This is a genomic window from Klebsiella sp. A-Nf5 (assembly GCF_002810545.1).
GTDB classification, from domain to species: domain Bacteria; phylum Pseudomonadota; class Gammaproteobacteria; order Enterobacterales; family Enterobacteriaceae; genus Klebsiella; species Klebsiella variicola.
Genome location: NZ_PIOG01000162.1, coordinates 12,553 through 39,253, shown reverse-complemented (window position 1 = coordinate 39,253; position 26,701 = coordinate 12,553). Strand labels below are relative to the sequence as shown.

The window sequence follows — 26,701 nt, the reverse complement described above, 5'->3', positions numbered from 1 at the left end:
TTAAAGCGCCCCTCCGTCATCATGATTCAGGCGAAACGCACGATAAATATTTCATTACGCTAAGGACAGATAATGACTATAGAAAAGCAGCCCAACTGGGTGACCCGAAACATCAAAAATATCGTGCTGGTCATCTCCCTTTATCCCTGGGTACTGTTGCTGATAACGATGATGGCGGGTAGCGGAGGCCCCTCATCCGGCGCCATGGCGGCCGGGCTGATGGGGGCATTGCTGTTTATCGTCATGTCGATAGCCAACCTGATTATTTCACTGGTTGTTATCGTTATTGCCGATCTCTCAACGTCATCACTCCCCATGCGCTATGGGTGGTATTTTTTTGCCATGAACTCGATATCGGGGCTCTGGCTCATCCCCATGTTCTTCAGCTACTGATTTTTCTGCCAGTCCGGGCAACGGGCTGCATTATTTTCCCATCGCCCGGATGCGGCCTCTCAGGGGGCTTCGCGCCCGGCGAAAATCTCCGCCAGGCCGCTGCGCCGCTCGGTGCGCGTCACAATGGCCTGGGAGAGCACCTGCTCGTCGGCATAGAGCGATAATCGCTGTTTCGCGCGGGTGATCGCTGTGTAGACCAGTTCGCGGGTCACCAGCGGGACGCTGCGCGCCGGCAGGATCAGCGCCGCATGTTCGAACTCGGAGCCCTGCGATTTATGCACGGTCATCGCCCAGGCGGTATCATGCTCCGGCAGGCGACTCGGCTGCACCGACTTGATGGTGCCGTCGGGCATCAGGAACCACACCCGCAGCTCGCCGTTGCGCTCCAGCGCTATGCCGATATCGCCGTTAAACAGCCCCAGCGCGCTGTCGTTGCGCGATATCATGATCGGTCGGCCGTCATACCAGCGGGAGTGGCGCGGCAGGGCGATCGCCCGCTGGCGGTTGAGCCGCTGCTCCAGCCGCTCATTGACGCCGCTCACGCCGTACGGCCCTTCGCGCAGCGCGCACAGCAGCTGGAATTCGCTGAAAGCGGCCAGCATGGCCTGCGGTTCGGCTCGCTCGCGGCGCAGCTGCAGGTAGCGCTCATAGCCCTGCTGGGCCGCGCCGAGCATGGCCTCGTACTCGTCGGTCGTGCTGAGGGGATGAAGCGCGATATCGTCAAACGGCTGGCGCAGCGTGGCCTTCACCTCCGCGCGTGCGCCAGCGTTCACCGCCCGCGCCAGGCTCCCGATGCCGGAGTGACTGCCGAAGCGATAGCTCTTTTGCAGCAGGCACAAACTGTCTCTCAGCGCGCCAGCGATAGTCCCCTCGCCCGCTGGCACCGGCGAACCGGTCAGCCGGGTCAGCTCCTGCGCCCGCGCGGCAGTGTAGCCCGAGCTCGCCCAGGCGCAGATATCCCCCAGCACCGCCCCCGCTTCCACGGAGGCCAGCTGGTCGCGATCGCCGAGGAAAATCACCCGCCCGTGGGCCGGCAGCGCGTCGATAAGCCGCGACATCATCGGCAGGTCAATCATTGAGGCTTCATCCACGACCAGCACATCCAGATGCAGTGGGTTGCCGGCGTGATAGCGCATGCGCTGGCTGCCGGGCTGGGCGCCCAGCAGACGATGCAGCGTGCTGGCCTCGGTGGGAATTAACGCTTTCTGCGCATCGGTCAGCGGCAGCTTTCTCAGCGCCGCGCCCAGCGATTCGGTCAGGCGCGCCGCCGCTTTCCCCGTCGGTGCCGCCAGGCGAATACGACAGCGCGGACTGTCGTCAATCTGGATCAGCGCCGCCAGAAGCTTCGCCACGGTGGTGGTTTTCCCGGTGCCGGGGCCGCCGGAGATCACCGAGATGCGGCGAGTCAGCGCCACCGCCGCGGCCACTTTTTGCCAGTCGGTTTCGCCAGTGGCGGGAAACAGCGCATTTAGCGTTGACGCCAGCCGCGCCTCATCCATCTCCAGCACCCGGTTGGCTTCGTTAAAGAAGCGGGCGACGGTCAGCTCGTTGCGCCACATCCGATTCAGATAGAGCCGGTCGCCGCACAAAATCATCGGCGTCGGGGCATCGCCACTGCTTACCGCCGATGAGGAAAGCAGCAATGCTGGCCAGTCCTCCGGCGCGCCAGCTTCGGCCAGCAGCCGATCGCGGATCTCCCCCGCTTTCCCGCTCAGCGCCTCATCGTCGTTCAGCCGCGAGAGCGGCAGGCAGACGTGCCCTTCTCCGGCATCCCGGCTCAGTAACGCCGCCGCCAGCTTAACCGCCGGCGGGTCGTTTTGCGCCACCATCAGGGCAAACTGGACGTCCAATGGCCGCAGCAGACGCTGCTCCACCGCGGCCAGCAGTAGTTGTTCGAAAGTCATGAGGCCTCCTCCTGCGTTTCGCCGGCAAAAAGCTGATCCAGACCGTCAATCAGCGGTCGTACCGGCCGGGTGGTGAAGATCCCCTGCCCGCCCTCCTGTCCGTCCATACCACGCAGGAAGAGATAAATCACGCCGCCGAAGTGGCGGTCATAGTCATAATCGGCCAGCCGGTGGCGCAGATAGCGGTGCAGCGCCAGGCTATACAGCTGATACTGCAGATCGTAGCGGTGGGCACGCATCGCCTGCTCCATCGCCGGCCGGGTGTAGGCCTCGCGATCTTCCCCCAGCCAGTTGGATTTGTAATCCAGCAGGTAATAACGGCCTTCGTGGCGGAAGACCAGATCGATAAAGCCCTTCAGCATGCCGCGCACCTGGCGGAAATCCAGAGGCGGCGTGTCGGCGGAGAGCGGATCGTACTGGCGGATAAGCGCGTCAAGGCGCTCCGCCGTCAGCAGCTGGGCGATAGGCAGGTAAAACGCCATCTCCACCTGTTTGTCCCGCGCCGCAAGCTGATTGAGCGCGATATCCGCCCCCGGCAGGCGGGTCTTCAGCACGCCGCCCAGCCAGTCGGTCAGCACCGGCGCCCACTGCGCATCAAACCCGCTCAGCTGCAGCTTCTCTGCCATCCATCCGTCGGGCACCGGCTGGGTGAAGTCCAGCTCCTCAAACAGGCTGTGCAGGAAGGTCCCCGGCGCGGCGCCGCGCGGGAACTGGTGTGGCGTCAACTGTGGCTCTTCCACGACTTCGCCGACGCCGGCGGCATCAACATCCAGGCGCGGCAGCAGATCCTGCCCGCCGCTGAAACCATGCTGCTGCAGTCCGGAGTAGCTGGTCACCCGCCAGTCGTCGGCGATGCGGCGCTGCAGCTCGCGCGCCGACAGCGGGGGGATGGTCGCCGCAGGCGCCTGCCACGGGGTCAGATCCAGCTCGCCCGGTCTCTGTAATGCAATATCGCCATGACAGAAGTCCGCCAGCCGCGCGGCCAGCCCGGCGGCGTCCATGGCTTCGCCCGCCTGCAACAGCCGCCCCAGCGCGCTGAGGTGGAAATCGCTGTTGCCAGATTTCCGGCTGCTGAGCGGCGCCACCCCGAGGCTGCAGTGCCAGACCGCGCGGGTCAGGGCGACGTACAGCAGGCGCAGATCTTCCGCCAGCCGTTCCGCCTCCGCCAGCTCGAGGCTGGATTCAGCCTGGCCCAGATCCAGCACCGCCGCGAAGGTGTCGCGATCGTGGTAGAACGCCTGGTCCTGTTTACGAAACCGGGCGATAAACGGCAGCCAGACCAGGGGATATTCCAGCCCTTTTGACTTGTGAATGGTGACAATTTGCACCAGGTGCTTATCGCTTTCGAGACGCATCTGCTGGCTGGCGGCGTTGCTGTCCGGCTCGGCGATATGCTGCGTCAGCCAGCGCACCAGGGCATGCTCGCTTTCCAGCTGGCTGGCCGCCTCCTGCAGCAGTTCGCTGATATGCAGAATGTCGGTTAAGCGCCGCTCGCCGCCGCGGGTCGCCAGCAGGTTCTCGGCGATATGCCGGGCCGTCATCAGCGCCCGCAACATCGGCATCACCCCACGCTGACGCCAGATCTGGCGGTATTCGCTGAACTCCTCCACCAGCGCGTCCCACGCCTGCTCATCCTGATTCAGGTTTTCAATATCCAGCGCGGTCAGGCCAAACATCGAGGTCGCCAGCGCACTGCGCAGGGTATTTTCCCGCTCCGGGGCCAGTACCGCCTGCAATAGCCAGAGCAGCTCCTGGGCCTCCAGCGTCTCGAAAACGCTGTCGCGGTTGGAGAGGTAGACCGAGGGAATGCCCAACGCCTGCAGCGCCTCACGCACCTGCGCCGCCTCCAGCCGGTTGCGCACCAGCACGGTGATATCCGAGGCCTGTACCGGGCGCGAGGTTTCGCCACGCCACAGCAGCGCGCGCCCCTGCTGGCCGGCGCTCAGCCAGTCGCGGATCTGCGTGGCGCAGAGCTGCGCCATAAACGTCTGATAATCGCCTGAGCCGACGGCATCGCCGGGCATCAGCCAGACGTTCATCGCCGGTACGTCCGCCGCGTCAACGGTAAAGCGCAGCCCTTGATTCTTTGCCGCCGCCTTCACCGGCAGAAACGGGATCTCGCGGAACATGAAGGGGTTATCGCTGAGGCTGAACAGCCGATTGACGCTGCCCACCATGCCCGGCGAGGAGCGCCAGTTGGTATCGAGGGTGTAGTGCGCGGCAACGTCGCCGCGCGCTTTCATATAGGTAAAGATATCGGCGCCGCGAAAGGCGTAGATGGCCTGCTTCGGATCGCCGATCAGCAGCAGCGCCGTCTCAGGCTGCTGGCGCCAGATGCAGCGGAAAATACGGTACTGCTGGGGGTCGGTGTCCTGAAATTCGTCGATCATCGCTACCGGAAAACGCTGACGAATGGCGCTGGCCAGCGCCTCGCCGCTGTCGCCGCGCAGCGCCTCGTCAAGCCGGCTGAGCATATCGTCAAACCCCAGCTCGCCGCGGCGGCGCTTTTCGCGCGCGACCGCATCGCGGATCTCGACCATCGCTCTCGCTAGCACCAGATCGGTGAGCGTTAGCGACGAGGCCAGCAGCGACTCCACGGCGCTAAACAGAGGGTGCACCGGCGGTTCGCCACCGGCTTTGGCGCGCTCATGCAGAAACGACTGGGCAAATTTCTCCAGCGCGTCGGGCAGCTGGTAGCTCAACGTCTCTTCCTGCGCCCAGGCGTTCACTTTCTCAATCCACTTGCCCTGGTTGCCACGATTGAATTTCCGCCGGTCGAGCCCGGAATTTTCCAGCACGCCTTCGATCTCGCCCACCTGCTCGCGCCACTGCTGCTTGAGCGCGTCAATGCGGCCGATGATCTGCTGATGGCGTTCGGCCAGCGTCTCGTCGGGGGCTGGCGGCGACTTAAGCTGCGGTGCTTCGCCCTGCAGCCAGCGGTCAAGGGACTTCAGCAGATCGCGCGGCCCTTTCCAGACGTCGTGGATCACCGCCGCGATATCACGGGTCAGCGGATAGCAGTGGCGGCGCCAGAAGTCAGCGCAGGCCTGATAGCGCAGGCGGGATTCATCCTCGATCAGCTGCTGCTCGAACAGCATGCCCGACTCGAAAGCGTTAAGGCTCAGCATCCGTTGGCAAAAGCCGTGGATGGTGAATACCGCCGCCTCGTCCATCTGCCGTTCGGCCAGCAGCAGCATCTTCGCGGCGTCGTCTTTATCGGCGATCTCCGCCAGCAGCGCGCTGTAGAGCGGGTTGTCGGATTCGCCGCGCAGGCAGGCAATGCGCAGTTCGTGGATGTTGCTGCGGATACGCCCGCGCAGCTCTTCGGTCGCCGCCTCGGTAAAGGTCACCACCAGCAACTCTTCAACGCTGATGGCGCGGGGATAGGCAGACTCGCCGCCCAGCCCCAGCAGCAGCCGCAGATACAGCGCGGCGATGGTAAAGGTTTTTCCGGTGCCCGCAGAGGCTTCTATCAGGCGCTCGCCCCTCAGGGGCAAGCGCAGGGGATCCAAAGACTCAGCGGTGTCGGTCATTCATTCTCTCGCATCAGGGGTAAGGATTGCTGCAATGCGCTGACGTTTTCCCACACTTTGCCGCCTTTCGGCTGGGCATAGTCCGCTTTGCCATTCTGGCTACCGGAAATCTGGGACAGTATCGTCATGCCCTGCGGATCCACCACCGTCTGATGGAAGAAGTCGGCAAGTTTTTGCGGCGTCAGCAGTTTAATCTGAGCCACTACTTTATCACGTGAATCAAAACGCATATTACCGCGATCGAAATCTTTGCTCAGTTTCGAGGCTTCATCGCCCAGCGTCTGCGGCGCCTGCAGCATCTGGCTTATCACCGCCTGCTGGAGCTGAGCAAACTCTTCCGGCTTCATCGCCCGCAGCTTCGCCTCCGCGGTGGGGAAGAAGGCCTGGAACCGCTGCCAGAGGAAGGCCGGCTGCTTATCGCTACTCTGCAGCAGGAAGCCCATGCCCCACTGGCGCCCCACGTTCATCGGGAAGGCAAAGACCGCATAGCCGAGCTGCTCTTCGGTACGCAGCTGGTTGTAGAACCATGGCTGAATAATCTGCCCCAGCAGGGTGCTGGCGGCGGTGCTGCTGAACTCATCAACATTGGGCGGCGCGAACACCGCGGCCAGCGCGGAGTCGGTGCTGTTGCCCGCTTTGTTGAAGATCGCCAACTGCTGCCGGTTCACCACCACGTCTTTGTTGCGGCACCATTCGTTGCCGTCAGCGCCCAGCTGCTGCTGGATCTGGCGGGCCAGCGTCGTGGCGGCATCGGCGGTCATATTGCCGATCACCATCAGTTCAGGACGCCCCTTGGTTTTCAGGTTGGCGCGGTAGTCGAGCACCTCTTTAAGAGTGATGGAGGGCAGCAGCGCCCGGCGCACTTCGCGCTGGAAGTACGGCACCTGGGAGACCATCTGGATCGGCATTATCGCCTGATCGTAGGCTTTGCCTTTCTCGGCGGAGTCCATCATCTGCGCATACCAGGATTTGGCCTGCTCCAGCTGCCCCTCGGTCGGCGTATAGCTGAAGTATCCCTGCAACAGATCGCTGAACAGCGCCGGAAGGTGCTGGGTATAGCCGTTGGCATTAACCATTAATCCGTTATTAGCGCCGGTGGAGAACGAAATGCCGCCGACCGCCGCCTGGTTACTGAGCTGATCGAGGGCGATGCCGGCGAGATAATCGTTGAGGGCAAACATCACCTGCCGGCGAGCGCTGTCCATCGCCTGAGGATTACGCAGCACCAGGGAGATATCCGCCTTCGGCTCGCTGGCAAAATACTGGCTCGGGGCATACACCACCCGCAGCGTCGGTTCATCAAGGATCAGCTGCGGATGCGGCCAGGCTTTATCGCTTTTGATGAGGGTGAAATCATCCGGAATATAGGGATTGAGCACCGGCAGCTGCAGCTGGATGGCCTGCGATTTTTGCTGCCAGTCAGCGAATGTCTGCTCGCTAATCTTATCCACCTGATACGGCGCATCGACAAAATAGGCCGTCTTGTTATGCGGCTCCTGGGGGCTGATATACCAGATGCGGGCGTTCTGTGGGGTCATCATCGCCAGCCGGTCTTTGATCGCCTGCGGGTCGTACTGGTCGGCAATATTCACCACGTCCAGCGCATGCTCGACCGGCACCCGGATCATGGTATCCGCCAGCCATTCCACGTAGTCCATGTCGCGGTTGATCGACGGATAGCGAAAGTCCAGCGCCAGCACATGCGCCAGTTCGTCGAAGTACCGTTTGTCGATGCCCTGGGTACGCAGGAGATCAAGGTAGCTGAAAATGGCCGCCGTCACTTCGTCGCGGTGCGCCAGGCCTTTATCGGTGAGGGTGGCAGAGATCGCCAGCACACCGCTGTTGCCGTTTACCACCGGATCGGAATCGGCGCGGATACCTTCCGCCAGCCCCTGCTTTTGCAGCCAGTCGGAGAGTGTGCCCGGGCTGCGGTTGCCGATGAGATAGGTGACCAGCTCATCAGTTTTGCTGCGGAAGCGATCGCTGTTGTTGTCGATGCGAAACTCGACGCGCAGCACTTTGCGCGGCATCGCCGGCACATAGTGAATAATGATGCCTTTTTGCGCATCCGTTACCACCGGGACGGTAATTTCCGGCCTGCTGATCTGACGATTCGGCACGCGGCCAAAGGTGTCAGCAGCCATCCGCGCCAGCTCCGGCAACGGCTTGTTGCTGTAGATCACCGCTTTCATCAGGTTGGCGGAGTACCAGCTATCGCGGAAGGTATGCAGCGCATCAAGCACTGGACTGCCGGGCTTATCGCTGAGCGTCTCGAGGTTGCCACCGGAGAAGTGCGCCGCTGGGTGAGCCGGGTTGATGGTCTCCGCGCTGACCTGGGCCATACGCATCCCGTCTCGCGTCCGGGCCATCGTCAGCTCGGCGTTGACCGCGTTACGTTCGCGATCGGCATATTTCTTATCCAGCAGCGGCGCGGCGATGGCGTCGGCCAGGCGGTCTACGGCCCCGTCCAGCGCATCATTCTCCACTTCAAGATAAAACGCGGTGCGGTAGGGCGCGGTGCTGGCGTTATGGCTGCCGCCGTGCAGCTTAAGAAACTCTGCAAGGCTGTCAGGCTGGGGATATTTTTTCGACCCCATCAGCGTCATATGTTCCAGAAAATGCGCCAGCCCCTGATGATCGGCCGGATCCTGCAGGGATCCCACAGGCACCACCAGCGCCGACAGCGATTTCGCCGCCTGCGGATCGGAAACCAGCAGCACGACCATGTCGTTATCAAGGCGGATCGCCTGATACTGACGCGTATCTTTTTCGCTTTTGCGGATCGTCTCCTGAATCGGCTGCCATCCGGTGTCGGCCTGACTAAACGGCGCCCAGAGGGCGGCCAGCACAACAAAAACCTTGAACCATAAACTGCGGGGCATTCACGAACCTCATCATTAACAAACTTGCGCTGCACAGCGTGCAGCCTTTTATGTCCATCAGTCCGTGATACGTTGCGCATAATAAATGAACCGCCATTCACTGCGCAATTTTTATACTATTTAAATTTGTGTGGACTGATGGTAACGATATAGCGGTAACAGATAACGCTGCGTCTGGGCAATGATTTCTTCGTAATGCGCCGGCTCCAGCGAACGCCACAGGCGTTGATACCAGATATCGGCGCCCTCCCCGCTGACCACCATGTTACCTTCGTAGGTCTGCAGGAATTTGCTCCGCGCTTTCTGCTGCGTCTCTTCGTCCATTAAGATGACATCCTTTTCGGCGTCGTAACAGGCTTTCAGCCAGGCACCACCGCTTTCCGGCAGCAGCAGCAGCGGCTGTGACATCCCCTGCAAATAGCCATCCACCAGCGCATTAAGGTACGCCTGCGCCTCGGCGGGCGCCAGCGCCGGGAAGCGCCACTCTCCCTCTTTACGCACAAACAGCCGGCTCTCGCCGGTGCCGCCGCTGGCACAGTAGACAAGATGTTCCAGCCAAAGTTGCATCCCCTGGGAGACGCTCAGCAGCGAAGGCCGCCAGCGCAGCAGACCGTCCGGCTGCACCTGCTGCAGCCAGCCGGTGAGATTTACGCTGCCGCACTGGAGATCGATCTCCATACTCTGCGCCTGCTGGCGCTCGGCCATCACTCGCTCGGCCAGGGCCTGCATCTCCAGGCGCTGCGTCTCCCAGACCAGCTCGCCAAAGGCGCCATACGGCAGCTCGCCGGCGGCGCGGAAGCGGCGGAACATAGCCGAGACGTCCTGCTCCTCGATAAGCGTATTGAGCAACTGCTGATTCAGTTGATAACGGCTCAGCCCTTCAAGAGTGAAGGGTTCGTCGTCAGGAATATCGTCCTCTTCCGCGCGGAAATTGACCCGCAGACGCTGCTGAAAGAATGCGCGAACCGGGTGCTGCCAGAAACGCAGGAGCTGCTCGAACGGCAAGCTGTCAATCGGCGGCGCGGTGAGCGGCTGAATGAAGTCGCTATGCGCTTCCCCCTGCTGACCGGCGGCGGCCAGCCATTCGCGGGCGTAGCTTTTGTTCTCGTCCTCCTGAAAATTGGCGACGTCGAACGGCATGCGCGTATGCAGATGGGTGATATGAGCTTTGACACGGGCTTCGCTGGCGTCACAATCAAGCGCCTCGTCGCCAGCGAGACAGTGGCTCTGACCGATATAATCCGCCAGCTCCTGCACCAGCACCGAGGGAAAGCGCTCGCTGTTGTCCTGGATCGAACGGCCGATGTAGCTGATATACAGCGTCTGTTCGGCGGACATCAGCGCTTCGAGGAACAGATAGCGGTCATCATCACGCCGGCTGCGGTCGCCGCGCTGCGGCTTCTGGCTCATCAAATCAAAGCCCAGCGGCGGCAGCGTTCGCGGATAAACTCCGTCGTTCATCCCCAGCAGGCAAACCACTTTGAAAGGAATAGAGCGCATCGGCATCAGGGTGCAGATGTTGACCGGGCCAGCAAGAAAGCGCTGACTGATCCGCTGCTGATCCAGACGCTGGGCCAGTTCGTCGCGCAGCAGCGTCAGTGGCACCTGGTCGCCATACTGTGCTTCCAGACCGCTATCAATAACCGCCAGCCATTGTTGCTCAATCAGCGCCAGCGCCGCTTCGGTCTCGCTGTCCGGCAGGAAAAAGTCATTCAGCAGATCGCGACAGACCGGCAGCCACTCCGCCAGCGGCCGCTGCTGGGCGAGGCCGCGTCGCCACAGATTAAGCTGCATCAGCAGCGACGCGAGGTTACCCACCAGTTCGGCGATCAAACCGCTGGATTCGTCATACGGCAGCACCGACTGCCATTCTCCCTCGCGGCTGTCCATGGCGTAGCCCAACAGCATGCGGGTGAGGCCGAACCGCCAGGTATGCTGCCCGGTCGCCGGCAGGTCCAGCTCGCGGACGTTGTCGTCATCCATTCCCCAGCGGACGCCGGACTCGTTCACCCACTGACGCAGGTAGCGCAGCCCTTCTTCCGTGATATTAAAGCGCGCCGCCAGCACCGGCACATCCAGCAGCGCCAGCACATCTTCGCTGGCGAAGCGGCTGTCCGGCAACGAGAGCAGCGTAATAAACGCCTGCAGCACCGGGTGCGACTCGCGGGCGCGGCGGTCGGAGATCGCCCACGGCAGCCAGCGATCGCCGCTGGCCGCGCCAAACACCGCCTGTATGTAGGGGCTGTAGCTGTCGATATCCGCCACCATGACGATGATATCCCGCGGCGTGAGCGTCGGATCCGCCTCCAGCATCGCCAGCAGCCGATCGTGCAGAACCTCCACTTCGCGCTGCGGACTGTGGCAGACGTGAATGCTCAGACTGCGGTCATCCAGCGCCAGCGGACGTTTGTCGCGACTGTGGGCGAACGCCTCTGCGCTCTGCCCGGCCACCGCCGCGTTGCGCAGTTCGAGGATATCCGACTGCAGGTTATGCAACAGGTTATCAGGAGCAATATCGACAAAGGCGTCCAGCTCCTCATAGCGCTCCAGCCCTGCCAACAGGTAGATATAATCACGCCCCAGTTTGCCCCAGGAGGCGAGCAATGGGTTGCCGACATCCTGCTCCCCGGCGTCATTAAACAACCCTGGCGCCTGCTCGGTATCGCGAAACAGGGGTAGCGCGCGCGCCTCGCGGTGATGGCGTCGCTGGCGCGACAACAGCTTCGCCAGGAACGCCGGATCCTTAATGTCTCCCCAGTAGTAGCGGCAGGGGTTGGTGAACAGCACATAGACATCAACATGCTTACCCAGCGCCTGCAGCGCCTGCAGGTAGACCGGCGGCAGCGCAGAAATCCCGCAGATGAAAACGCGCGACGGCAGCCCGGCGGGTGGTTCGTCCGCTTTCTCCAGGGTGCTGATAAAGCGCTGGTAGAGATTGGCGCGGTGCCACTGTGGTTGCCCTAGCTCGGCGGTGTAGCTCACCAGCGCCTGCCACAGCGGCGCCTGCCACTGCTGTGCGTCGCCGAGGCCATCAACCCGCTGGCCGGCCTCCCAGCGCATCAGCCACTCCGGGCGATAGACGAGGTACTGGTCATAGAGGTCCGCCACCCGGGCTGCCAGCTGAAACAGCTTGCGCTTGTCACCGTCATCGCTCAGATACTGGCGCAGCAAGATAAAATCGTCTTCCTCCAGGTGCTGCGGCAGGAGGGTCATCAGCTTCCAGCTCATGCTCTGCTTGCTGAAGGCGCTTTCACCCGGAATATCTTTCAGGACGCGCACAAACATGTCCCAGATAAAGCTCGCCGGCAGCGGGAAATCGATATTGGCGGCAATCCCGAAGCGCGAGGCCAGGGTCATCTGCAGCCACTGCGCCATGCCGGTACTCTGCACCAGCACCATTTCGGCCTGAAAAGGGTCATCCAGCCGCTGGCGCTCGACGATAAATTCCATCAACGCCTCGAGAACATCCAGCCGGTTTGAGTGGTATACCCTTAACATAATTGCTCCTGACTACTGACTGACCGGGCAATGCAGCCGGGTCATCTGCGCCCGCTTTGCAACGGGCCTGCTGATCGTTACCGTGATGCTGACACATCTTTGCGTCGATGTCTGCATACGGCTTACCTGCCCGTGTTCCGGCGACGGCGGCGCGGAGAGCTGGCTATAGCGCCACGCGTCGCGCCACAGCTGACGCGTCTGGTTCAACTGGTGAACCCCTTGCGCCATTCCGCGCTGATAGCCGCCCAGCGCGGTAACCGTCAGCACCATCAGCGCCATCGCCAGCACGGTCTCCGGCAGGCTAAACCCCCGCTGACGCTTCAGGGCATTTGACATAAGCTCACCTCCCTGAGAGGGCAAAAATCGCTCCAGCCGTGGGCGGACAAACGCACCTGTCCGCCGCGCACCTCGCCGGACTGCCAGACCTGCACCTCGCCGCTGGCGCTACTGAGCAGCAGCGAACCGTCGCTGAAGATACGCAGACAGGCACGCCAGCCCTGCTGTGCCTGCTCCTGGCAGGCCAGTGGCACCTGCGCCGACCAGGCCTGCTGTTTTCCCCACTGCAGCGCCGAATGGGCGATGGCCGTATCGCGGATTGCCTGCGTTTCGCTGGCAGTTTGCGCCAGCAGCGCCCGCTGCTGCAGGTTAAGCCCCTCGAGTAACAGGCTGCCGAGAGTCAGCAACAGGAGCACCATCAGCAGCGACGACATCCCACGCTGGCGGATCACAGGTTATACCCCGTCACCCGCAGCTCCACCTCACTCACCAGCCCCGCCTGCCGGGCAGAGCGCGCCGCCAGCGTCACGCTCAGCTCCGGCGCAAAGCCCGTGGTGACCAGACGCTGTACCGAGAAGCGCGTCACTACGATAGCGGCCGGGTTGGTGATTTTTTCCCATCCGCTGCCGCGGCAGTCGCTGGCCCCGCGCAAGGTCTCCAGCGCACCGTCGCGCAGGCGAAAGCCGGTGCTCTCCGCCGCTGCCGCGGGGGAGGTTTCCCATCTCCCGTTGCTGTTCGCATCCCAGCGCACAATCAGACACTCACCGTCAGCGGCTAGCTCCAGCCCGGCTCCGCTGCACGCTCCCCGGCAGTACCCGGCGCGCTGCAGATGTTTTCCCACGGCATGCACGCGCTGCCACAGCTCATTCTCCAGGGCCAGCTGTTCGCCCTGGCGCAGAATATGGCGCTGCAGGGCAGGCAGAAAGCGGCAGGCTCCGATCAGCAGCAGCGAGCCAATTGCCATGGCGATAAGCGCCTCCGCCAGGGAAAATCCGCGGCGGCTCACTGGCATCCTCCTGTGCTGTCGCTGGGGCATAAACGAATCCGCCCCCAGTGTGAGATCACGATGCTCCAGCTGCCGGCCGCGCTCTGCAGCCGCAGATTCCCTGCCCAGGCGGTGCTGCGCAGACCATAAAACCCCAGACCAGGCGTAACACCGACCAGCGTGATCCCCGGCCAGCGCGGGCGCAGCGTGAAGGCCGACCCGGCGGTGCAGTCCGCCCCTTCCCCCTGCGCACTCAGGCACCAGCCCTGCTCATCCTGGCCGACGCGAAGCACACGGTCACGGTTGTACGCGTTGGCGTCATCGCGCAGAAAGACCAGAAAATCCCGCACCTGGGCGGCGGTTTGCCACAGTCGTTGCTGTTGCTGCCAGCGCTGCCAGCCGTACAGGCCGCCGACGCTGAGGATCATCATCAATGTCAGCGTTACCAGGGTTTCCATCAGGGTATAGCCATGTTCTCTGTTCATGGCGTCGAGTATGCCGCGGCGGTTGGCCCTGGCGCGACGACGGAAAATAGCTTTCCCGGCCAGATACGCAAAAAAGGTTTGCATACTCGACAGAAGAACATTTTTTTGCGAGCGTCTACCCAACTTCGCCCACCGCAACCGCCGGGGGCAGTGGGCAGGCTGAAGCGACCTTATCCCTGAGGCTATGGAGATAGCCTCCATTCTGATGGTGCAAAAGGCATAAAAAAAACCGGCGCCATCGGGCGCCGGTTGGTCATCTCTGCAGGGGGGTTAAATCGCCACCGGCGCTTTAATGCCCGGATGCGGATCGTAACCTTCAATCTCGAAGTCTTCAAAACGGTAGTCGAAAATCGACGCCGGTTTGCGTTTGATGACCAGCTTCGGCAGCGGACGCGGTTCGCGGCTCAACTGCAGGTTGGTCTGCTCAAGATGGTTGCTGTACAGATGGGTGTCGCCACCCGTCCAGACGAAATCACCGACCTGCAGATCGCACTGCTGCGCCACCATATGCACCAGCAGCGCGTAGCTGGCGATGTTAAACGGCAGGCCGAGGAACACGTCACAGGAGCGCTGGTACAGCTGGCAGGAGAGCTTGCCATCGGCGACGTAGAACTGGAAGAAGGCGTGGCACGGCGCCAGGGCCATTTTATCCAGCTCGCCGACGTTCCACGCCGAGACGATGATCCGGCGGGAGTCCGGGTCGTTTTTCAGCTGGTTCATCACCGTGGTGATCTGGTCGATATGACGACCATCCGGCGCAGGCCAGGAGCGCCACTGTTTGCCGTAGACCGGCCCCAGGTCGCCGTTTTCATCTGCCCACTCATCCCAGATCGTGACGTTGTTGTCGTGCAGATAGGCGACGTTGGTGTCTCCCTGCAGGAACCACAGCAGTTCATGGATGATGGAGCGTAAATGACAGCGCTTGGTGGTCACCAGCGGGAAGCCTTCCTGCAGGTTAAAACGCATCTGATGGCCGAAAATAGAGATCGTGCCAGTGCCGGTGCGGTCATTTTTTGGCGTGCCCTCGGTGAGCACTTTCTGCATCAAATCAAGATACTGTTTCATGGTTCCTCAAGAATTCTGTTGCTGCGGACGGCGGCGGTAAGCCCAAACCATCATAATGATACCCGCAAGCACCATCGGGATCGAAAGAATCTGCCCCATGCTGATGTACTGCACCCAGCCGCCGGTGAACTGAGCGTCGGGCTGGCGGAAAAATTCCACGATAATGCGGAACAGGCCGTAGCCAATCAGGAACAGACCGGAAACGGAGCCGGTCGGGCGCGGTTTACGGATAAACAGGTTCAGGATCAGGAACAGCACCACGCCTTCCAGCGCCAGCTCGTACAGCTGCGACGCGTGACGCGGCAGCGCGCCGTAGGTATCGAACAGCGATTGCCATTCCGGATGCGTCGGCAGCAGCGCCAGGTCTTCGGCACGGGAGCCCGGGAAAATCATCGTGTAGTGGAAGCTCGGGTCCACGCGGCCCCACAGCTCACCGTTGATAAAGTTGCCCAGACGCCCGGCGCCAAGGCCAAACGGGATCAGCGGCGCGATAAAATCGGAGACCTGGAAGAAGGTGCGTTTGGTGCGTTTGGCGAAGATAATCATCACCAGGATCACGCCGATCAGGCCGCCGTGGAACGACATGCCGCCGTCCCAGACGCGGAACAGATACAGCGGATCGGCAAGGAATACCGGCAGGTTGTAAAACAGCACGTAGCCGATACGGCCGCCCAGGAAGACGCCGAGGAAACCCGCGTAGAGCAGGTTTTCCACTTCATTTTTCGTCCAGCCGCTGCCCGGACGATTAGCGCGACGGGTGGCCAGCCACATCGCAAAGACAAAACCCACCAGGTACATCAAACCGTACCAGTGGAGGGAGACCGGGCCTAGAGAAAAAATGACCGGATCGAACTCCGGAAAATGCAGGTAGCCACTATTCATCTGTCACCATAAAGACTTGTTATTCCGCCGAAAGTGGACAGCGGTGATGATCTATGCCCGATAAAAACGGGCACGCCGAAGGAGGCGAATCATAGCATAAGCCTGGGGTGCGATCCGCGCCGAACGTGTAAAAGATATGTATACGGATGCTAACAGAATGCCGTTTTCCCGGCGGTACCCTCATTTTGCCGGATGGCGCGAACAGAGGATCCCCGGGTTACGGCTTACGCCTCACCCGGGCTACCGCTATCGCCCACCGCGGATCAGGCCGCCGAGACCGCGACGCTCCATAAAGGCCGCCACCTGATGGCGCACCTCGGCGGTCATCTGGGCATCGAGGCTGCGTCGCGACAGCTCCTGCGCCTCTTCGATATCAATGCGGCGCAGCAGATATTTCACCCTCGCCACCGAGCGGCCGTTCATCGACAGATGGCGATAACCGAGGCCGATAAGGATCGTCACGCACATCGGGTCGCCGGCCATCTCGCCGCACAGTCGCAGATCGATGCCAAAGCGCTCCGCGTCATGGGCAATCATCGCCAGCGCCCGCAATACCGCCGGATGCAGGCTGTCATACATACTGGCGACCCGGGTATTGTTGCGGTCGACGGCCAGCAGGTACTGGGTCAGGTCGTTCGTCCCTACCGAGATAAAATCGATCCGACTGGCCAGCTGCGGCAGCATAAAGACCATCGACGGGACCTCCAGCATCACCCCCAGGCGTGGACGTGGGATGGCGTAGCCGATCATCTCTTCCACTTCCCGGCTGGCGCGGTCGATCAGCCGACGGGCCTCATCCACCTCCTCCAGACTGGTCACCATCGGCAGCAAAATGCTGAGGTTGCCGGTGGCGGCGTTGGCGCGCAGCATCGCCCGCACCTGGATCAAAAAGATCTCCGGCTGATCGAGGGTGATGCGGATCCCGCGCCAGCCGAGGCACGGGTTCTCTTCACTGATCGGCATATACGGCAGCTGTTTATCCGCGCCGATGTCCAGGGTACGCAGGGTCACCGGTTTGCTGTTAAACATCTGCAGCATGCCCTGATACTGCGAGACCTGCTCCTCTTCAGAGGGGAAGCCGCTCTGCAGCATAAAGGGAATTTCGGTACGGTAGAGGCCAATGCCGTCAACAAAGCTGCCGAGCTTCTCTTCGTGCTCCGGGCTTAAGCCGGCGTTGAGCATGACTTTCACCCGCTCGCCGCTTTTCAGCTCCGACGAGCGCTGGAGATCGTCCTCCGCCAGGCGGCTGAGCTCGTTCTCTTCGCTAATAAGGCGCTGATATTCCTGCAACAGGACAGGTTCGGGATCCACCAGCAGCTCACCGCGATAGCCATCGACAATCAGGGTATGGCCATGCAGCAGAGAGGGCTGGATATCGGCGCCCATCACCGTCGGGATCCCGAGGGCGCGTACCATAATGGCGGCATGGGAGTTGGCGGCGCCATCGCGCACCACCACGCCGACCAGACGATCCTGCGGCACTTCGGCGAGGGTGGTGGCCGACAGCTCGTCCGCCACGAGGATAATGCGCGCCGGCCAGGTGTTGGGCCCCTGAATGCTGTCGTCGAGATGGAACAGCAGACGCTGACCCAGGGTACGCAGATCGCCGGCCCGCTCTTTCAGATAACCGTCGCTGAGCGCGGCAAACTGTTCGGCGAACTTCTCAATGATCTTTTTGACCGCCCACTCGGCCACCGCGCCTTTGTCGACTTCGGCAAACAGCTCGCGACGCAGGCGGGCGTCAGAGAGGAGGTGCGAGTAGAGATCGAAGATCGCCGCCGTCTCTTTTTGCGCGCCGGCAGCATAGCGTTTGCTGTAGCGACGAAATTCGTTAGCCGCCTCTTCCAGCGCGCCGGTCAGGCGTTCGCGTTCCGAGGCAGTGTCCAGTGTCGAGGCTTCATACACCTGCTCCATCAACGGCAGGCTGACGTCCATCCAGCCCTCGGCAATCGCCACCCCGGAAGAGGCCGGCAGGGCGCGAATGCGCGTCTGACGATACTGGCCGAACAGGGCGTTCAGCTGGGACTGGGAGAGGATCGCCGCCATCTGGGTGGCGAGGGTAACGAGGAAAGACTCTTCGCTTTCATCAAACTGACGCAGCTCGCGCTGCTGGACCACCAGCACGCCCAACAGCTGGCGGCGCTGAATGATCGGCACGCCAAGGAAGGCGCGGAAGCGGTCCTCTTTGACGGCAGGGATATATTTGAAGCTGGGGTGTTTTTGCGCATCGGCGAGGTTGATGGGCTCCGCCAGGCGGCCAACCAGACCCACCAGGCCTTCATCGAACGCCAGCGCAACGGTGCGCCCGCGAGGTTTTTTTAACCCGCGGGTGGCCATCAGGTAATAGCAGCGTCGGTCATTGTCAGCCAGGTAAACCGAGCAGACTTCCGTCTCCATCGCCTGGCAGACATCCGTCACCAGAATATCCAGCGCCTCGTTTAAACGCGGCGCACTCGCGACCTTCTCGACTATTTCTCGCAACCGAGTGAGCATAATGTGCGTGGCTTAACCTCTTTTACGTCGATAAGCAGGCGCGCTTTGCGGCTTAGGTGCACTCTCCGCCAGCGACATGGTCACGCTGGCGAACTCTTTCATCACCCGGCGGTAGACGTCGCGCTTGAACGACACCACCTGGCGAACCGGGTACCAGTAACTCACCCAGCGCCAACCATCAAATTCTGGTGTACTGCTGGTTTGCATATTGATGTCCGCATCGTTGCCGATCAACTGCAAAAGAAACCACTTTTGTTTCTGGCCGATACAAACCGGCTTTGTGTCCCAACGCACCAAACGTTTAGGCAACTTGTAACGCAGCCAGTTACGGGTTGAGGCAAGGATCCGCACATCTTTACGGCTTAACCCGACCTCTTCAAACAATTCCCGATACATCGCCTGCTCTGCGGATTCTCCTGGATTTATGCCCCCTTGCGGGAACTGCCACGAGTGCTGACCATAGCGTCGGGCCCACATGACCTGGCCCTGACGATTACAGATTACAATACCGACATTTGGGCGGTAGCCATCGTCATCAATCACCGGACTACCTCAAGATAAGCTTCAATGTGAATGATTGTTTCACACTCGCCGGAAACGGTAAACCACTCTGTTCGCACACTGAGAACGGATAACATTTGAATAACTCACAGTAATTGCCAGAGTTATAAACAATGAATGCGGTTGGCGCCCTATTTTATTCACTTTTTCTGTGGATAGAGTTGTGAAGAAGTACGGAATTACCCCGGGAAAACCCGGAGTAATCTGAACATCGCACCGCTAACACCTTAAAATAATGATAGCATATTCATTAAGTTAGAATATATTCCTTTCACTTATTACAGCGTAACGTGACGATCATCACATATGCGATCCGCTGACTGATGAAAGATCGAGCAATGTCGATTTTATCCACAGATTACGCGCAGACCGCGGGCAGGTTTTCTCTAAAATTTCGATTTTCGTCGCACGTCAAGGCTGTAAATCGAACCAGTAGTGAGGCTTTTCCCCAGTTATCCCACTTTTCTGTGGATAACATGGTGTAAGATCCTGTTTATTGTCAGTGACCAGTTCTGGAAAACCTGTTTTCACGGTTTTCACCCGCGGCGCAATAAGTTTAAAAACTCATATAAATCATGATATTGGTATAGTTACTCAGAAAACGGTAAACTCTATCCACAACGCGCAAAAATAGCGCTCATTTTTTAGCCAAAGGTAGCGCCCTATGCCCACTATCGCCCCTCTCTCCTCGCCGCCGCAAAGTCAGGAACAGTTGCTGGCCCAGGCCCGTCAGCTGGCTGGCTATTCGCTGGGCGAGCTGGCGGCGCTGGCCGGGATCCCCATTCCGCGCGATCTGAAACGCGATAAAGGCTGGACGGGCATTCTGCTGGAGCTGTGGCTGGGCGCCAGCGCAGGCAGTAAACCCGAGCAGGATTTCGCCGCGCTGGGGGTCGAGCTCAAAACGATCCCCATCGACAGCCAGGGACGTCCGCTGGAGACCACCTTCGTCTGTGTCGCCCCGTTAACCGGCAATAGCGGCGTCACCTGGGAGAGCAGCCATGTGCGGCATAAGCTGCAGCGCGTCCTGTGGATCCCGGTGGAGGGTGAGCGCACCATCCCGCTGGCGGCGCGTCGCGTCGGCGCACCACTGCTGTGGAGCCCCGACGAAGACGAGGAGCGCCAGTTGCGCATGGACTGGGAGGAACTGATGGATCTCATTGTTCTGGGCGAAGTTGAGCGCATTACCGCCCGCCACGGCGAGGTGCTGCAGTTAAGACCGAAAGCCGCCAACAGCAAGGCGCTGACCGAGGCCATCGGCGCGCACGGGGAGACGATCCTGACGCTGCCGCGCGGCTTTTACCTGAAAAAGAATTTTACCGCCGCCCTGCTCGCCCGCCATTTCTTGTTACAACACGATTAATTTTTTGTTCTGCGTTAGGGCTTGCATATAATTGCTGCTTTCTATTTTGCAGGACTTTGAACAATGTTATTTGCATGGATAACCGATCCTAACGCCTGGCTGGCGCTGGGCACGTTGACGCTGCTGGAGATCGTGCTCGGGATCGATAATATAATTTTTCTCTCTCTGGTCGTGGCCAAGCTCCCCACCGCCCAGCGCGCCCATGCGCGTCGGATCGGCTTAATGGGGGCGATGATCATGCGCCTGGCGCTACTGGCCTCTATCGCCTGGGTGGTGAAACTGACTAACCCGCTGTTCAGTGCCTTCGGACAGGAGATTTCGTTTCGCGACCTGATCTTGCTGCTCGGCGGACTGTTCCTTATCTGGAAGGCCAGTAAAGAGATCCATGAATCTATCGAAGGTGAAGAAGAGGGGCTGAAGACGAACGTCCACTCCTTCCTCGGCGCTATCGTGCAGATCATGCTGCTGGATATCATCTTTAGCCTCGATTCAGTGATCACCGCCGTCGGCCTGTCGGATCATCTGTTCATCATGATGGCGGCGGTAGTGATTGCGGTGGGGGTGATGATGTTCGCCGCGCGACCTATCGGCGATTTTGTTGACCGTCATCCTTCGGTGAAAATGCTGGCGCTGTCGTTTCTGATCCTCGTCGGCTTTACCCTGATGCTTGAAAGCTTCGACGTCCATGTGCCGAAGGGATACATCTACTTCGCCATGTTCTTCTCTATTGCGGTGGAGAGCCTTAACCTGCTGCGCAATAAGAAAAACCCGCTGTAAACCACAAAATTGCAGCCTGGTCACAGGCTGCAACCCTTTTTCAGACTTTACTGCTTTTTATGTCTCACAAATCAGGCTATTAATAGACGGGTATGGGGTGCAGCTACTCAAGAGGTGATGACGATGAAAAAATGGGCAGTATTGATTTCCGCCGTAGGACTGGCGTTCTCGGTTTCCGGTTGCAGCAGCGATTACGTCATGGCGACCAAAGATGGGCGAATGATCCTGACCGACGGTAAACCTACCGTGGATGACGATACCGGTTTAATCAGTTACGAAGATCAGCAGGGTAATAAAATGCAGATCAATCGTGACGACGTTTCGCAAATCATTAAGCGTTAATCTTTCCCCGTCGGCCCCAGCCTCTGTTGACGCTGCGCTTACCGACAACCAGTCTTTTGAGAAGAGTCGGGATACACCAGGACACCGCGGGTTCCACCCACCGCCCCTCCTCGTCACCCGGCTTTTTTGATTTTTTACTTCCTCTTTTTCTCACCCTCTGCCATGTTGATACTCCTTTGTCGGGGAATGCCTGACCTTATAAATAAAAAGGAAGCTGGCTATGCAGTATCACCGTATCCCACACAGTTCTCTTGAAATCAGCACCCTCGGGCTGGGGACCATGACCTTTGGCGAGCAGAACAGCGAGGCCGATGCCCATCAGCAGCTCGACTATGCGGTTGCCAATGGCATCAATCTGATCGATGTCGCCGAAATGTACCCCGTCCCGCCGCGCCCGGAAACTCAGGGGCTGACCGAAACCTACGTCGGCAACTGGCTGGCGAAACGCGGCAATCGCGAAAAGCTGGTGCTTGCCTCGAAAGTCAGCGGGCCCGCGCGCAATAACGACAGTAGCATTCGGCCCAATCACGTCCTGGACCGCAAAAATATCCGCGAAGCGCTGCACGCCAGCCTGAAGCGGCTGCAGACCGATTATCTCGACCTGTATCAGGTACACTGGCCGCAGCGCCCAACCAACTGCTTTGGCAAGCTGGGCTATACCTGGGCTGATGCCGCGCCCGCAGTGACCCTGCTGGATACCCTCGAAGCGCTGACCGAGTTCCAGCGTGCCGGGAAGATCCGCTACATCGGCGTGTCGAACGAAACCGCCTTCGGCGTGATGCGTTATCTGCACCTGGCGGATAAGCACGACCTGCCGCGGATCGTGACCATTCAGAACCCCTACAGCCTGCTGAACCGCAGCTTTGAAGTCGGCCTCGCGGAAGTGAGTCAGTTCGAAGGCGTGGAGTTGCTGGCCTACTCCTGCCTGGCTTTCGGCACACTAACCGGGAAGTATCTCAACGGCGCCAAACCGGCAGGGGCGCGTAACACGCTGTTCAGCCGCTTTACGCGCTACAGCAGCGAACAGTCGCAGAAAGCGGTAGCGGCCTATGTGGATATCGCCAAACGCCACGGCCTCGATCCGGCGCAAATGGCGCTGGCCTTTGTGCGTCGGCAGCCATTTGTCGCCAGCACCCTGCTGGGGGCGACGACCATGACGCAGCTGCAGGCCAACGTGGAAAGTTTGCAGCTTGAGCTGAGTGAAGAGGTATTAGCGGAGATTGAAGCGGTGCATCAGGTTTATACCTACCCGGCACCGTAAGAAAGCAAAGCCCCGGGTGGCGGCGTATACGCCTTACCCGGGCTACCGAAGAGCAGACATTGGCGAACCCGTCTCCCGGTTAAGCGCAGCGCAAGCCGGGAGGTTATTTACGCCGCCCCCAGACCCACAGCGCGGCGATGGCCACGGCAAAGACCGCACCAAACCCTATCCCAACGGCGACCGGCGGAACGCCCACGCTCACCGCCAGCGAATAGAGCCCCAGCATCAGCAGCATCGCCACGTTTTCGCCCAGGTTCTGTACCGCAATGGCGTTACCTGCCCCGACCGAATGTTTCCCACGCTCCTGCAGCAGCGCGTTCAACGGTACGATAAAGAACCCGCCGAACACCCCGAGCAGTAACAGCAGACCGAACGCCGGCAGCAGCGACTGCTGCACCGCAAAGGCCATCACGGCGATACCGATCAATATTCCCGCCGGCATACAGCGCGATACCGTCTCCAGGGTCACCAGCTTCGCCGCCGCCCCGGCCCCCAGCACAATCCCCACCGCCACCATCGCATTAAGATAGGTAGGCATGGCGTTGCTGGTAATGCCCAGCGCCACCGGCACCCAGATCACCAGCAGGAAGCGCAGGGTCACGCCAGCGCCCCAGAACAGGCTGGTCCCCATCAGCGAAAAGCGGGTTTCGCCGTTGCGCCACAGCGTGCGGCAGGCGCTGAAGAAGCTGTGCGTCATTGGCTTAAAACGCCACGACTGCCCCGGACGCGCCGCCGGCAGCCTGGGTATCCACAGGTTTGCCACTACCGCCCCGCCGTAGACCAGCGCGCAGACGATCAGCGCCGCCAGCACGTGCCAGTCGGCGAGGATCCCGCCGGCCATCGAGCCCAGCAGGATCGCCGCGATGGTCGAGGACTCCATCAATCCGTTAGCCTTCACTAACTTATCGCCGGTGGTCAGTTCGCCGAGAATGCCATACTTGGCCGGCGAGTAGGCGGCGGCGCCAATCCCTACCAGCGTATAGCCGATAAACGGATTGACGCCAAAGCAGATACAGCCGGCGCCGAGCAGCTTCAGGCCGTTGGCCACCATCATCACCCGGCCTTTGGCAAAGCTATCGGCAAACTGGCCGACAAAAGGAGCAAAAAGAATGTAAGCGCCCACAAACAACATCTGCAGGACCGGCTGGCTCCACTCCGGATAATAGAGCTGCTTCATCAGCGCCAGGGTGGCGAAGAGAAGCGCGTTGTCGCCGAAGGCCGACAGGAACTGGGCGCAGATCACCGCCATCATCCCTTTCGAGTACAGCGAAGGGTTAGTATGTACTGACTCACTCATGGGTTGTTTCCGCCTCGTCGACCATGTTTTTCAGGGTGACATAGTCTGGCTTGCCGCTGCCGAGCACCGGCAGTTGCTTCAGCCAGCGTATATCTCGCGGTACCGCCAGCTCCGGTACTCCGTGCTGGCGAGCGTAACGCAGCAGGGCTTCGCGAGTCAGTTCATTATCGGTGGTAAACAGCACCAGTGCCTCGCCTTTGCTGGCGTCCTGTTTAATCGCTGTGGCGTGCATCTTGTCCGGCGACGCGCCGAGGGCCACCTGCTCCACCATCTCCAGGGAGATCATCTCGCCGGCGATTTTGGCGAAACGCTTAGCGCGGCCCTGAATGCGAACATAGCCCTGCTCGTCGAAGGTCACGATATCGCCGGTGTCATACCAGCCCACTTCCTTCTCACCGTGCTGGTTTTCCGCCGCTGGCGCTTCCAGTACCCCGGGGTTTTCCACCCGCAGGTAGCCTTTCATGATGTTTGGCCCTTTCAGCTGCAGTCGTCCCCCTTGCTCGATGCCTGGCATCGCCAGCAGGCGGGCGTCCATCCCCGGCAGGATACGGCCCACGGTGCCGACCTTCGCCGCCATCGGCACGTTAATCGATACCACCGGCGCGCACTCGGTCACGCCATAGCCTTCAAGAATGCGCAGGCCGAATTTATCCTGCCACAGCTGTTTGGTGCTCTCCTGCAGCTTCTCCGCGCCGGCGACCACATAGCGCAGGCGGTAGAAATCATACGGATTAGCGAAGCGGGCATAGTTGGCGAGGAAGGTCGAGGTACCGAACAGCACCGTGCAGTTGCGATCGTAGACCAGCTCCGGCACCACGCGATAGTGCAGCGGGCTGGGATAGAGAAACACTTCTGCCCCGGTAAACAGCGGCGTCAACAGACCGACGGTGAGGCCAAAGGAGTGGAACAGCGGCAGCGCCGACATAAAGCGGTCGTTGGCGGTAAAGTCGGCGATGGTTTTGATCTGCTCGACGTTGGCCAGCAGACTCTTATGGCTGTGCACCACCCCTTTCGGATTGCCCTCTGAGCCGGAGGTAAAGAGGATCATCGCCGCGTCTTCCGGCTGCTGCTTAACCTGCGCCAGACGCGGCGCCAGCAGATGACCGAAAATCCATAGTTTGTCAGCGGGGGTGATATCGCCTTTGAGATCTTCCAGGAACACCCAGCGCACCTGGGTCAGTTGCTCCGGCAGATGCCAGAGTTTGCCTTTATCGAGGAAGGTGCGTGAGGTAAAAATAGTGTTGATTTCCGCAGCGGCTATCGCGCTGCTGAGCCCTTTCACCCCAGCGGTATAGTTCATCATCGCCGGAATGCGCCCACGGGCGATAGCGCCGAAAATCACCGCCGCGCTGATGCCGGCGTTGGGTAGCATCAGGCCGATCTTCTCGCCCTGCTGGCTGTATTTTTCCAGAATGCGGGCGACAAACAGGGTTTTGGTCAGCAGCTTGCGATAGGTATCCGGCTGGAAGTTAATATCCTCCACACAGGGTTTGCGCGCGCCGAAGCGGTCCTGCGCCGCCAGCAGCGACTCATACAGGGTTTCCCGCGGACGCACTGCCATCCGGGCTTCCATCATGATTTGATGCAGCATTTCTCCGGCGATTTTCCGCCGGTCGCGGGCGCGCGGCGCCTCGGGCATCGGCAGATGGGTGGGCGGCAGCAAATGCAGCTGAATACGCGGGAACAGGCGACGTTTCACCAGCCCCTTCAGCCGGCTGAACGGCGTCAGTTCGGCGCCTTCAATGCGTAACGGCACGATGGTCGCCTGCGATTTGGCGGCGACAAAGGCGGCGCCGTCATAAATTTTCATCAGCGAGCCGCTGACCGAAATTCGCCCCTCCGGGAAGATAACCACCGGCCGCCCCTGCTCAATGAGGCGCACCAGATGTTTGATCGACATCGGTTTGGTCGGGTCCAGCGGCACAAAGTCGATAATCGGCGTCAGCGCGCGCATAAACCAGCGCTGGCTGATTGAGCTATAGACCGCAAAAACCGGTCGGACCGGCAAAAACAGTGCCAGCAGAATGCCGTCGAGGAAAGAGACGTGGTTCGGGGTAATTAAGACCTTTTGCTGGTATAAAGCCTGCGTGTCGCCGGTCAGTCTGACCCGGTATAACCCCTTGAACAGCAGTCTGAAAAATCCCAAAAGCATAACAACTCCATGTGACCGGTTGATGAGTCAAAGCAGGTTACACGAGAAGGCGTGGGAAAGCAGTGCAGCGGGGAGATTTTCGGAATAAAAAAAACCTGCGCATCTGCGCAGGTCGGTGTAAGACGTTCAGTACGAAGAGCGTACCTAAGAAACTCACCTATCAATACCTCTGGGATCTCGATTGTCGCGTTTTTCGACCGTAACGGGCCAGCGGGAAAACGCAAGGGAGTGAGCCTAAGTGCAACCAGGTATTACGATTTTCGGTATCTGTAACAACGTCGACGGCGGGCAAAAAAAAACCTGCGCATCTGCGCAGGCTGGTGTAAGTAAAGTGGTCAACTTGGCGTTGACTCCACCTATCAATACCTCTGGGATAGCCAGAATATCAACCTGATCCGCGAACAAACCAGCGAACATTCGCAACAGCGCATCGCAAAGTGTAAGCAAAGGTTTGTATTTCCCTGCGCCGGTTTCAATTAGCGATGGCGTCAATGTAAACAGGTTACCCATAAGCCCGGTCTGAATCACATTTGCGCCATTCCTTCGCCGCCGCGC

General features: G+C 60.3%; 20 protein-coding genes. 6 read left to right on the top strand and 14 right to left on the bottom strand.

Annotated features, from left to right (window positions below; all coding sequences use genetic code 11):
• The first annotated feature begins 72 nt into the window (after window positions 1-72).
• Window positions 73-393 (top strand): hypothetical protein, encoded by a 321-nt coding sequence (locus tag CWM53_RS17235; RefSeq protein WP_077268448.1) that lies wholly within the window; start codon window positions 73-75, stop codon window positions 391-393.
• A gap of 59 nt (window positions 394-452) precedes the next feature.
• On the opposite strand, the gene recD is transcribed toward CWM53_RS17235, so the two are convergent.
• The 12 genes from recD to rppH all read right to left on the bottom strand — a co-directional run bounded on the left by recD (window position 453) and on the right by rppH (window position 18,939).
• Window positions 453-2,297 carry an exodeoxyribonuclease V subunit alpha gene (gene recD, locus CWM53_RS17230; protein WP_074387667.1) on the bottom strand — a complete coding sequence of 615 codons (1,845 nt, stop codon included), beginning with the start codon at window positions 2,295-2,297 and terminating at the stop codon, window positions 453-455.
• Window positions 2,294-5,830, bottom strand: coding sequence for an exodeoxyribonuclease V subunit beta (recB, locus tag CWM53_RS17225; RefSeq protein WP_100730070.1), 3,537 nt, complete (start codon window positions 5,828-5,830; stop codon window positions 2,294-2,296). Before recB ends, recD begins: the two co-directional genes overlap by 4 nt.
• Complete coding sequence (gene ptrA, locus CWM53_RS17220) at window positions 5,827-8,712, bottom strand: pitrilysin (protein WP_100730069.1); 2,886 nt, start codon at window positions 8,710-8,712, stop codon at window positions 5,827-5,829. The genes recB and ptrA overlap by 4 nt, the downstream gene beginning before the upstream one ends.
• A 120-nt stretch (window positions 8,713-8,832) precedes the next feature.
• Entirely contained in the window at window positions 8,833-12,210 is a 3,378-nt protein-coding gene (recC, locus tag CWM53_RS17215) for an exodeoxyribonuclease V subunit gamma (protein ID WP_074387664.1), read from the bottom strand.
• A gap of 12 nt (window positions 12,211-12,222) precedes the next feature.
• Window positions 12,223-12,546, bottom strand: coding sequence for a prepilin-type N-terminal cleavage/methylation domain-containing protein (locus CWM53_RS17210; protein ID WP_074387663.1), 324 nt, complete (start codon window positions 12,544-12,546; stop codon window positions 12,223-12,225).
• The gene (locus tag CWM53_RS17205; RefSeq protein WP_074387662.1) at window positions 12,531-12,938 is read right to left on the bottom strand and encodes a DUF2509 family protein; all 408 of its coding nucleotides are present in this window, start codon (window positions 12,936-12,938) and stop codon (window positions 12,531-12,533) included. The genes CWM53_RS17210 and CWM53_RS17205 overlap by 16 nt, the downstream gene beginning before the upstream one ends.
• Window positions 12,935-13,492, bottom strand: a complete 558-nt coding sequence (locus CWM53_RS17200; RefSeq protein WP_077268447.1) for a prepilin peptidase-dependent protein — start codon at window positions 13,490-13,492, stop codon at window positions 12,935-12,937. The genes CWM53_RS17205 and CWM53_RS17200 overlap by 4 nt, the downstream gene beginning before the upstream one ends.
• Window positions 13,489-14,040: a prepilin peptidase-dependent protein gene (locus CWM53_RS17195; protein WP_077268446.1), complete on the bottom strand. Its 552-nt coding sequence runs from the start codon at window positions 14,038-14,040 to the stop codon at window positions 13,489-13,491. Before CWM53_RS17195 ends, CWM53_RS17200 begins: the two co-directional genes overlap by 4 nt.
• Before the next feature lie 186 nt (window positions 14,041-14,226).
• Entirely contained in the window at window positions 14,227-15,021 is a 795-nt protein-coding gene (gene thyA / locus CWM53_RS17190) for a thymidylate synthase (protein ID WP_074387660.1), read from the bottom strand.
• 6 nt (window positions 15,022-15,027) lie between these two features.
• Window positions 15,028-15,903 (bottom strand): prolipoprotein diacylglyceryl transferase, encoded by an 876-nt coding sequence (gene lgt / locus CWM53_RS17185; RefSeq protein WP_061153416.1) that lies wholly within the window; start codon window positions 15,901-15,903, stop codon window positions 15,028-15,030.
• Window positions 15,904-16,149: 246 nt separating this feature from the next.
• Window positions 16,150-18,396 carry a phosphoenolpyruvate--protein phosphotransferase gene (gene ptsP, locus CWM53_RS17180; RefSeq protein WP_074387659.1) on the bottom strand — a complete coding sequence of 749 codons (2,247 nt, stop codon included), beginning with the start codon at window positions 18,394-18,396 and terminating at the stop codon, window positions 16,150-16,152.
• Between the two features lie 12 nt (window positions 18,397-18,408).
• Window positions 18,409-18,939 (bottom strand): RNA pyrophosphohydrolase, encoded by a 531-nt coding sequence (gene rppH / locus CWM53_RS17175; RefSeq protein ID WP_004205443.1) that lies wholly within the window; start codon window positions 18,937-18,939, stop codon window positions 18,409-18,411.
• A 453-nt stretch (window positions 18,940-19,392) separates the two neighbouring features.
• On the opposite strand from rppH, the gene CWM53_RS31170 reads away from it, so the two are divergent.
• The 5 genes from CWM53_RS31170 to CWM53_RS17150 all read left to right on the top strand — a co-directional run bounded on the left by CWM53_RS31170 (window position 19,393) and on the right by CWM53_RS17150 (window position 22,697).
• Window positions 19,393-19,536, top strand: a complete 144-nt coding sequence (locus tag CWM53_RS31170; RefSeq protein WP_165451949.1) for a hypothetical protein — start codon at window positions 19,393-19,395, stop codon at window positions 19,534-19,536.
• 85 nt (window positions 19,537-19,621) lie between these two features.
• The gene (mutH, locus tag CWM53_RS17165) at window positions 19,622-20,317 is read left to right on the top strand and encodes a DNA mismatch repair endonuclease MutH (RefSeq protein ID WP_047666896.1); all 696 of its coding nucleotides are present in this window, start codon (window positions 19,622-19,624) and stop codon (window positions 20,315-20,317) included.
• A 63-nt stretch (window positions 20,318-20,380) separates the two neighbouring features.
• Window positions 20,381-21,094: a TerC family protein gene (locus tag CWM53_RS17160; RefSeq protein WP_074387658.1), complete on the top strand. Its 714-nt coding sequence runs from the start codon at window positions 20,381-20,383 to the stop codon at window positions 21,092-21,094.
• Window positions 21,095-21,217: 123 nt separating this feature from the next.
• Window positions 21,218-21,436 (top strand): YgdI/YgdR family lipoprotein, encoded by a 219-nt coding sequence (locus CWM53_RS17155; protein WP_002915974.1) that lies wholly within the window; start codon window positions 21,218-21,220, stop codon window positions 21,434-21,436.
• A 220-nt stretch (window positions 21,437-21,656) separates the two neighbouring features.
• Window positions 21,657-22,697 carry an NADP(H)-dependent aldo-keto reductase gene (locus CWM53_RS17150; RefSeq protein ID WP_002915975.1) on the top strand — a complete coding sequence of 347 codons (1,041 nt, stop codon included), beginning with the start codon at window positions 21,657-21,659 and terminating at the stop codon, window positions 22,695-22,697.
• 103 nt (window positions 22,698-22,800) lie between these two features.
• Here the strand turns inward: CWM53_RS17150 and lplT are convergent, their stop codons facing one another.
• Together lplT and aas are read right to left on the bottom strand one after the other, a co-directional pair.
• Complete coding sequence (lplT, locus tag CWM53_RS17145; protein WP_023290904.1) at window positions 22,801-23,994, bottom strand: lysophospholipid transporter LplT; 1,194 nt, start codon at window positions 23,992-23,994, stop codon at window positions 22,801-22,803.
• On the bottom strand, window positions 23,987-26,146 hold the full coding sequence (gene aas / locus CWM53_RS17140; RefSeq protein WP_074387657.1) for a bifunctional acyl-ACP--phospholipid O-acyltransferase/long-chain-fatty-acid--ACP ligase: 2,160 nt from the start codon (window positions 26,144-26,146) through the stop codon (window positions 23,987-23,989). The genes lplT and aas overlap by 8 nt, the downstream gene beginning before the upstream one ends.
• Between the last annotated feature and the right edge of the window lie 555 nt (window positions 26,147-26,701).

Excerpts from the sequence above, each read along its gene's own strand:
- thyA (WP_074387660.1), bottom strand. The coding sequence starts at position 15,021 with ATGAAACAGTATCTTGATTTGATGCAGAAAGTGCTCACCGAGGGCACG.
- mutH (WP_047666896.1), top strand. The coding sequence starts at position 19,622 with ATGCCCACTATCGCCCCTCTCTCCTCGCCGCCGCAAAGTCAGGAACAG.
- lplT (WP_023290904.1), bottom strand. The coding sequence starts at position 23,994 with ATGAGTGAGTCAGTACATACTAACCCTTCGCTGTACTCGAAAGGGATG.
- aas (WP_074387657.1), bottom strand. The coding sequence starts at position 26,146 with ATGCTTTTGGGATTTTTCAGACTGCTGTTCAAGGGGTTATACCGGGTC.
- recC (WP_074387664.1), bottom strand. The coding sequence starts at position 12,210 with ATGTTAAGGGTATACCACTCAAACCGGCTGGATGTTCTCGAGGCGTTG.
- lgt (WP_061153416.1), bottom strand. The coding sequence starts at position 15,903 with ATGAATAGTGGCTACCTGCATTTTCCGGAGTTCGATCCGGTCATTTTT.
- CWM53_RS17160 (WP_074387658.1), top strand. The coding sequence starts at position 20,381 with ATGTTATTTGCATGGATAACCGATCCTAACGCCTGGCTGGCGCTGGGC.
- ptsP (WP_074387659.1), bottom strand. The coding sequence starts at position 18,396 with ATGCTCACTCGGTTGCGAGAAATAGTCGAGAAGGTCGCGAGTGCGCCG.
- recD (WP_074387667.1), bottom strand. The coding sequence starts at position 2,297 with ATGACTTTCGAACAACTACTGCTGGCCGCGGTGGAGCAGCGTCTGCTG.
- recB (WP_100730070.1), bottom strand. The coding sequence starts at position 5,830 with ATGACCGACACCGCTGAGTCTTTGGATCCCCTGCGCTTGCCCCTGAGG.
- CWM53_RS17150 (WP_002915975.1), top strand. The coding sequence starts at position 21,657 with ATGCAGTATCACCGTATCCCACACAGTTCTCTTGAAATCAGCACCCTC.
- CWM53_RS17235 (WP_077268448.1), top strand. The coding sequence starts at position 73 with ATGACTATAGAAAAGCAGCCCAACTGGGTGACCCGAAACATCAAAAAT.
- CWM53_RS17155 (WP_002915974.1), top strand. The coding sequence starts at position 21,218 with ATGAAAAAATGGGCAGTATTGATTTCCGCCGTAGGACTGGCGTTCTCG.
- CWM53_RS17210 (WP_074387663.1), bottom strand. The coding sequence starts at position 12,546 with ATGTCAAATGCCCTGAAGCGTCAGCGGGGGTTTAGCCTGCCGGAGACC.
- ptrA (WP_100730069.1), bottom strand. The coding sequence starts at position 8,712 with ATGCCCCGCAGTTTATGGTTCAAGGTTTTTGTTGTGCTGGCCGCCCTC.
- CWM53_RS17195 (WP_077268446.1), bottom strand. The coding sequence starts at position 14,040 with ATGCAAACCTTTTTTGCGTATCTGGCCGGGAAAGCTATTTTCCGTCGT.